The sequence below is a fragment of the Paraburkholderia guartelaensis genome (assembly GCF_004353905.1).
In the GTDB taxonomy this organism is placed as follows: domain Bacteria; phylum Pseudomonadota; class Gammaproteobacteria; order Burkholderiales; family Burkholderiaceae; genus Paraburkholderia; species Paraburkholderia guartelaensis.
This window is the reverse complement of record NZ_SMOD01000098.1, coordinates 1-6,559: the sequence shown is the minus strand read 5'-3', so window position 1 is coordinate 6,559 and position 6,559 is coordinate 1. Positions and strand designations below refer to the sequence as shown.

6 protein-coding genes are annotated in these 6,559 nt (G+C 60.2%); 2 read left to right on the top strand and 4 right to left on the bottom strand.

Annotation, left to right across the window (positions count from 1 at the left end):
• Positions 1-231, top strand: a 231-nt coding sequence (locus E1N52_RS42670) for an ATP-binding protein (RefSeq protein WP_165979344.1), incomplete at its 5' end; no start/stop codon positions are given.
• A gap of 528 nt (positions 232-759) precedes the next feature.
• Here E1N52_RS42670 and E1N52_RS42665 read toward each other — a convergent pair.
• The 4 genes from E1N52_RS42665 to E1N52_RS44700 all read right to left on the bottom strand — a co-directional run bounded on the left by E1N52_RS42665 (position 760) and on the right by E1N52_RS44700 (position 6,170).
• Complete coding sequence (locus tag E1N52_RS42665; protein WP_133191071.1) at positions 760-1,371, bottom strand: 3'-5' exonuclease; 612 nt, start codon at positions 1,369-1,371, stop codon at positions 760-762.
• 641 nt (positions 1,372-2,012) lie between these two features.
• Positions 2,013-3,926 carry a hypothetical protein gene (locus E1N52_RS42660; RefSeq protein WP_133191069.1) on the bottom strand — a complete coding sequence of 638 codons (1,914 nt, stop codon included), beginning with the start codon at positions 3,924-3,926 and terminating at the stop codon, positions 2,013-2,015.
• Positions 3,919-4,848 carry an ATP-binding protein gene (locus E1N52_RS42655; RefSeq protein WP_133191067.1) on the bottom strand — a complete coding sequence of 310 codons (930 nt, stop codon included), beginning with the start codon at positions 4,846-4,848 and terminating at the stop codon, positions 3,919-3,921. The genes E1N52_RS42660 and E1N52_RS42655 overlap by 8 nt, the downstream gene beginning before the upstream one ends.
• Positions 4,849-4,952: 104 nt before the next feature.
• Positions 4,953-6,170 carry a hypothetical protein gene (locus E1N52_RS44700; protein ID WP_205965770.1) on the bottom strand — a complete coding sequence of 406 codons (1,218 nt, stop codon included), beginning with the start codon at positions 6,168-6,170 and terminating at the stop codon, positions 4,953-4,955.
• Between the two features lie 183 nt (positions 6,171-6,353).
• Between E1N52_RS44700 and E1N52_RS42645 the strand changes: the two genes are divergently transcribed.
• Positions 6,354-6,559: transposase (locus E1N52_RS42645; protein ID WP_133191065.1), on the top strand; the 206-nt coding region annotated here is incomplete at its 3' end.

Below are 6,559 nucleotides of genomic sequence, written 5' to 3'. Positions count from 1 at the left end.
GAACTGCTGCAGACCCTCGTCCATCAACGCTACAAGCAACGCCGCAGCATCCTCGTCACGTCCAACCGCGTCGTCCAGGACTGGGGGCGCTACCTTCGCGACAGCACCATGGCTTCGACGATCCTTGACCGTCTGCTGCATCGCTCCAAACTCCTCGAGTTTGAAGGCAAGAGCTATCGTCTCCGTGAAGCCGCTGCCAGGCTTGCCGTCACTGAGGAATCCGACGCATAATCCGCTCGTCCTGCCTGGGGGAATTTAGCCGCCCACAAGTGGAGGAGTTTGAACTGCCCATCGGGGAAATGATGAAAGGCATCGGGTAAAGTTAGAGCGACATTCGGGTCTCCGCGCGCTACAGGGCCCGTCCAGACGGATAGTCGCCTCCGGCACCAAGTGAGTTGGCTAGCTAGTTGCGGCGATGCATCGAAAGCACACGCAAACCAGACCGGATCTCTACGTCTGCCGTAGAACTGGAAAATTCTGTCACCGGCTCAGCAATACGGCGACGTGCTTAGTACCGTACGTGTAGACACATTCGATGCGCTATACGGAAACGCAACGTGATCCCCCCACAACTCGCAGTGCACTCATGCTTTTTCGCACTTCCGCGATCTAAGGTGGCTCGGTTCGCATGGCGCAATTGCTCCTCCTGCGGTGCAACAGGCGCATGCCCACTTGGGGCGGGACACCGAGTGTGCCCACTTAGGCGTTGGCCGACCACAAGGGATAGAGGGGCGCTCCAGGTTCTTCGGCGCCGTGGGCTCAGTCGTTAGACCGCGAACCCAGAAATGTCGCAACCTTCGCCTTACTGGTTTTCTGCAATTGAGCCATGAGGGCGTGATCGATTCGCTTCAGCCCGTAAGTTTGAGCGATGTCGTCCTGCAATCGGCACCAGAGATGACTGGCGATCTCGGCGTCAACCATCGCCCGGTGAGCACGACCCGATTTCGGTAACCGAAGCATCTCCGCCAAGCTAGACAGGCGATGACTCTGGGCGCGTGGGTAGATCCGCCTGGCGACGAGCATCGTGCAAGCAAACGAATGCTCCGCTGGCACGCCAAGAAGCCCCAGTTCTGCCTGCCAAAACCGCTTGTCGAACCCGGCGTTGTGGGCAACGACGGGATGGTTTCCAACAAACGCTGCAGCTTCCCTCATGACTTTCGATAAAGGAGGAGCCGATGCGATCATGTCGTTCGTGATGCCGGTGAGAGCAACGACATCGGACGGGATGCGCCGACCGGCGTTCATCAAGCTCTGGTAACGATCAACAATCTGACCGTCACGCAGGAGGATGACGGCAATCTCGGTAGCACGGTCGCCCAGATTCGGCGAAAGCCCGGTTGTTTCGAAGTCGAGTACCGCAACGGTCTGCATGTTTCTTTCGTTCTCTAATCAGTTAATGCCGTACTACGCACGCTTCCCCACGCCTGACGAGAGGCCCAAGCAACACGCCCATCTCCCAATGCTGGCTGCATGGAGAACACCCCTGTACAAAGCCAAATGGAGCGCTTCGTTCTTTCCTGCCGTCAAGCTGATAACGCCCTTGCTTGTTCGCCCGGCTGCCGCTCAGGCCAGTTCGCCAGTCAACGACACACTCGGAGCCTGGATTTTCAGGGTATTCGTGGCGCCGCGCCCGGATCCGGATGCGTTGAATGAAGGGCGTATTCTACGCTTCGTGAACCGCCATTCCTCTATATCGGCTCTAACGCCGTCGCGAGTGACTGGGGCAAACGTGGGGGAGGGTTGAGAGATAAAAACGCCTGGGCTGACGCGAAGCGCAGGCGCAGCGCGTTCATCTCGCTGGAGTTGAGGATTGCGGGTTCACCGGCATCGGGAAAACCGCCCGGTTCAGCGGAAGGCCGCCCGGCGATCGGGTGTAGCAGGTTTTCAAACATCGAAGTTTAGATGTAAAACAGACGCCTTATGATAAGAAAAATTATCTTAATGCTCATGTTGTAGCGCGCATTTTAGAGGGAGCCTGGCGCCGCTCACACAACTAAAGTTGTTGATAGATTTCAACTAAAGTTGTTAATACTGGTCACCATACCGTCGATGGGTGTGCCTGCTCCGGTGCGTTGTGGCAGAACGTAGGTGCTTCGATATTTGTGGGCTGCTTCAGCAAGTATTCGCGCGTCTCGCCAGAATCCTTCGTTGCTCCGAGCGGCATCCACGGAAAATCGGTAGTGCAGCGCCGGACGGGTCTCCATCGGCGCGGGAGCTGCGGTCGAAAACGAAGGCGCGAACGGTAAAACGACCTTACAAATCCTCTGATATTCCAACGCACAGCGCCGTAGAGCGGCAAGCGCGGCGCCGGGCGTCGCTGCCAGCACCTGTAACGGCGCGTGATCCCATCTCGCAACAAAATGGCCATCCGCCGTTCGATAGAGCCAGCACCACGGACGCCCGTTTCGCCACCCGAGCAATCGGCGGTGGCGCACATCGAAGTCAACGGGCGAGATTGCATCGATGACGTGCCAGCTGTTTGCTTCGGACCAGGACAGGCACGAGCCATGACAGGTGGCCCACATCGCGTTGCGGCGCGCCAGTTCATGTGTGGAGTGTGCCGCCTTCCGCCGTGTTTTGCTGGTGTACGGCGCCGTCGGCAAGTTTGTTGAGGTTTCAGCCACGAATCGCACGCCGTGAGGGGTGGCGAGTGCGAGCCATGCGCTGTCACGCCACGACGTCCCGGGTGACACGCTGTACCAGGTAGCGAGCCTGAATCGGGCAGCGCCCGAAGCGCGTGCCTGGGCGTCGCGCCATAGCGCGCCGAGACTCACGCGAGCTGCATGGCATGTCAGCCAGTGCCGCGTCCTGGTGTCGGCGTTATCCGCACCGCAGAGCCGACAATCGTCTGCCACGATCTCGGCAAGCGTGTTATTGAATCCGCTTGCGGGGAGTCGGTGCGGCCAGCGACGTCGTTCAACGCCCGGTTCAACCGAGCGCGCCCAAAGCATGGTGATAAATGCCGTCTGCGCATTGCGGCTATGGCAAATGAGCTCACCGATTTCGATTGGGTCGCACGAGTCCATGAACCGGGATATCCATAGATCGCCGTCGGGTGCGACGTGACGCCGGACATGGCGCGCGATTGCGCGGTACGCGTCGAAGGCAGAGACCGTTTGCGAAAGCGGCGTTCTCTCACTCTCTTGAGCGTCAGTCGGCGACGGACGATCTCGGTGCGGTGCCAACCTGGAAGGAGAGCCATACGCAACGGTCTCGATGCGAGCGGACGCGGAAATCGTATGTCTAAGGCACGCGGGATAAGCAATCCCAAGCGATTGCGCGGTGGTGATCAGCCACTCGAGACTGCCAGGCGCTTGTTGGGAAAGGGCCAGGTCCAATCGCGACGGTCGGATGAGTTGCGATAACGAGTGCAGCCATGCCACGACGGCGGTAAGCGCGTGTGTCATATCTGGCGTCATCGTCGATCGACGGCAGGTTTCATGCGTAAAGAAGTGCAGCTGACCACACGGACAGCTCCCTGCTATTCGGAAGTCGGCAAGAGACCGTAGCGCGGCGTCAAACGGTGCGCCGCAGTGGCAGCGACCGACAAGCGCGGTGTGATGAATCGGGCACGCATCCAGCAATGCGACGGAAAACAGCGCCGAATGGTAGCCCGCCGCCAGACATGCAAGGCAGACGCGTGGCTGGGGCACGGCGAGCGCGACTCGCAGCGGATCTGGCAGTGCGTCAAGAGTCGACCAACGGAAGACTTCTGGCGGCTCGCCGAGTGCGCGCGCGAGCGCCGCAACATCGATCTTGCCAGCCTGGATATCGAACAGATCCAACGATTGGGCTGGGCGCGCCCCGGTGGTCGGCAGGTCAGCAGGGTAGAGGGCGTTGAGCGCACACGCGCGCAGAACTGTGTGCCACAGCGATGCATACGGCAACACACTGCCACGATGCCAGGCAAGACAGCGTTCAGGCATGACTTGCTTCGCGGCGACTCGCGCCGCGAAGAGCGGCAGTCGCTGACACCAATGCCATCAGTGTCCGGTGCCCGCAATTCTCCACAGCCAGACACCACGCTTCGGGCGAGGTCCCTGTCTCGACGTTCCCGCCACTGGCGATGTGAAGAAGCACATGGCGACACGCTTGCGTCACGGTCTTCATTGGAAAATCCGTCGGTCCGGCATAATGCGACGGTAATGTCTCGTTCATCGCTTGCATGAGTCTGTCGGCCTGGTGCTCCATACGAAATCCTCCGGCCCACGGGCGCGGTGCCAAGCCTGCTGTGAATGAACGGCCCGAGCCTGGTGGCCATTCGCTACCGTCGTCATAGCCACGCATCACGTACGCGAGCTCGTCAATACTTCGCACACCGTGAAAGGGCTCCGATGCGAGCATGAAGCGGGCGGCTACATGGGCGCCGCCCGCGAGTGCCATGCCGAGTGGTTCATCGAAGAACTGCAACGAAGCAATCGAAAATACACACAAACGGACTCGCTGCTTCTCAAGAAGACTGTGCAGCTCGACGAGCCACAGCCACTCGCGCTGACTCATACCCTGCGCTTCGTCGATGACCAGAACGAGAAAGCGGCCTCCGCCTTGCGCCGCAAGTTCGATCCAGCGTTCCACGAGCATGATCTGTCGTTCGAGCGGATTGCGTCGTGCCTGGGCGAGCCGGTGACCGCTCGCTTCGAGCAGGTGCGCGTAAAAGCGGCCAACGCCCTGACTGCAGCCTGAATCGGTGTGGCTCCAGATAACGAGTGGCACGTAGCCACCGTGGCGTTCGGATAGCAGACGCTGGAGCCAGTGGTCAACAGCACTTGATTTGCCGAACCTCGACGGCCCGAAGATGGTTGCGCCATCGATCTGGTCGTCCAGCCAACCAGCGATGCGCTCTACCATGTCACTGATCGCGATCGTGAACAGCGAATAATCGCGTGTGACAACGGGGTGGTCACGGGGCACGTGCGGGGCTACGAGCGCGCCCGTAGCCGGCCTGGAAGGGGTTACCATTGCTGTGCCCGGCGCATCGGCGGCAGGGCGATCGGATTACTGCGTGCAGCGGCAGCGGTCGGCGTCCTGACGTTCGCTGCTGCCACCTCAGCGTGTTTGACAATACTCACCATCGATTGGCCGGCTAATCGTTGCGCATGCTGCTCCAGAATCCGGCGAGCTTCGAGATAAGCCGGGTGGACAGGCAGTTTCCGCTCAGGGGAGTCTTCTGCGTAGCGCAGCAACGCTTCAACCGCGTCGCCGTGATTCGCCAGGTGCAGTAGCCGGCGCTTCTCAAGCGCGCGGATTGCCTGCCGCACGTAGAGCGAATGTGGCGTGCGATGCCATGGGGGCGCGGCGCGCACCACCCCAATGAAAACGCCGTGCTGCGTGGAGACGGCGGCATAACGTGCGTCGTCTTCATCGTCCAGGTGTAACCAGAAATTATTTCCCAGGAGATCAGTGCGCAAACACAGCCATTCGGCTGAGTAACGGGCGTTGGCAAAATTAAAATGCGGCCGACGCCCTGTCTCGATGCCGCCGAGCAGTGTGCAGAGCTTTCGCACGCCGACCATACGGCGTACCGCCTCCGGATCAACCACACGGACCACTGATGAGCGATCGGCCATCCATCGTTCAAGCTGTTCTAGCGGACTGCGGTAGCCTAACCCTGAGTGTGGTGTCGCGTTGTAGTTGGCGATCAGCGTATCGAGCAGTTCCTGCGCGTATTCGAGCTGGAATTGCGTAGCTAGCGCGACCGCGTCTGGATCAGCACCGCGTTTGCCAGCTGGTGAACTGCCGGTCGTCGTCGAAAGCCGGTGAAAGCCTCCGGTAGCCAGGTGTCCGAAGAACGATTCGATGAAGGGGCGATCGTCCTTGCTGCGCCGACAACTGAAGCTTGTTGAGTCCTGTGGCTTGATGAGTGTCGCCCCTACCAGATCGTGCAACACGCTTTCGACGCGCGCGCAGATGTTCGCGAGTGCCCCGTCAACGCTAAATTCATTCCAGCATGCGCCCGAAAGCTGCGGGAGAAGGTACGAGGGCAAGCCCGCGCCCTGAACGTAGGCTTGGCTGCTGAACTGAAGGTCTCGTGGTGTCCACGGTGTTAGCGCACAGCGGACGGCACGCAGCACGTCCTCGGCCGAGCACTCACGGCGCAGGCTTAAATGGTAGCCAAGCACTGCGCGCGATGCGACATCAATGATGACGACGACCCAAAGCCGGTGAATCATGCGAGGCTCCGTGCCGCCATGAGGGGAGGGCACGAGTACCATCATGCGAGCGTCAAGCTTGTGGGCGTCACATTCGACGCGGTCGAGTGGGGCTAAGAGACGGTTTCAAAAAGAGTTCATAGGGGCTGTTAACCCGTAACGCAACCTGTTAACCTCGATCGTCGTATCAACAGGATCGAGGAGATGGGCAAACCAATCATCGACGACGAACTGTGGGCACTGATCGAGCCGCTGCTACCACCAGCGAAGCCACGGCGCTTCAAGCATCCGGGCCGCAAACCGGTACCGGATCGGGCTGCGCTGACCGGCATCTTGTTCGTGCTGAAGACCGGTATCCGCTGGCGAGATTTGCCAGCGGAGATGGGGTGCGGCTCCGGCGTCAGTTGTTG

Coding starts and splice junctions, on each gene's coding strand:
- E1N52_RS42665 (WP_133191071.1), bottom strand. CDS start 1,371: ATGCAGACCGTTGCGGTACTCGACTTCGAAACAACCGGGCTTTCGCCG.
- E1N52_RS42660 (WP_133191069.1), bottom strand. CDS start 3,926: ATGCCTGAACGCTGTCTTGCCTGGCATCGTGGCAGTGTGTTGCCGTAT.
- E1N52_RS42655 (WP_133191067.1), bottom strand. CDS start 4,848: ATGGTAGAGCGCATCGCTGGTTGGCTGGACGACCAGATCGATGGCGCA.
- E1N52_RS44700 (WP_205965770.1), bottom strand. CDS start 6,170: ATGATTCACCGGCTTTGGGTCGTCGTCATCATTGATGTCGCATCGCGC.